Annotated in this window: 1 protein-coding gene; it reads left to right on the top strand. The window is 64.2% G+C overall.

Annotated elements, in window-relative coordinates:
* Positions 1-21: 21 nt before the first annotated feature.
* Positions 22-467: arabinogalactan endo-1,4-beta-galactosidase (locus ALMP_RS42545; protein WP_264937412.1), on the top strand; the 446-nt coding region annotated here is incomplete at its 3' end.

The raw sequence follows: 467 nt of genomic DNA, 5'->3' as shown, positions 1-467 counted from the left end.
GACACCTGGAACTCCGTCGGCGTGCAGAACCCGCCCGCGGCCTGGCGGAACATGAGCTACAGCCAGATGCGCACCGCGATGGGCACGTACGTGAACCAGACCATGACGGTCATGAGGAGCAACGACGTGCTCCCCACCTGGGTCCAGATCGGCAACGAGATCAACAGCGGGATCTGCCGCCCCGTCGGCAGCGTCTCCAACGGGGCGCAGATGACCGGGCTGCTCAACGCCGCATACGACCAGGTCAAGGCGGTGTCGCCGAACTCGACGGTGTGCATCCACCTGGCCCAGCCACAGAAGTACGACGTGATGACGACGTTCTTCAGCCGCTTCGCGGCGAACGGCGGCAAGTGGGACATGTCGGTGTTCTCCTCCTACGGCAGCGCCGATGTCGCTCCCGGGATCGTGGCGAACATGAAGAAGATCTCCGACGCCTACGGCAAACCGTTCCTGCAGAGCGAGTTCGG

The sequence above is a fragment of the Streptomyces sp. A012304 genome (assembly GCF_026008495.1).
Classification (GTDB): Bacteria; Actinomycetota; Actinomycetes; order Streptomycetales; family Streptomycetaceae; genus Streptomyces.
The sequence above is the reverse complement of the archived record's forward strand: the minus strand, read 5'-3'. Positions and strand labels throughout refer to the sequence as shown.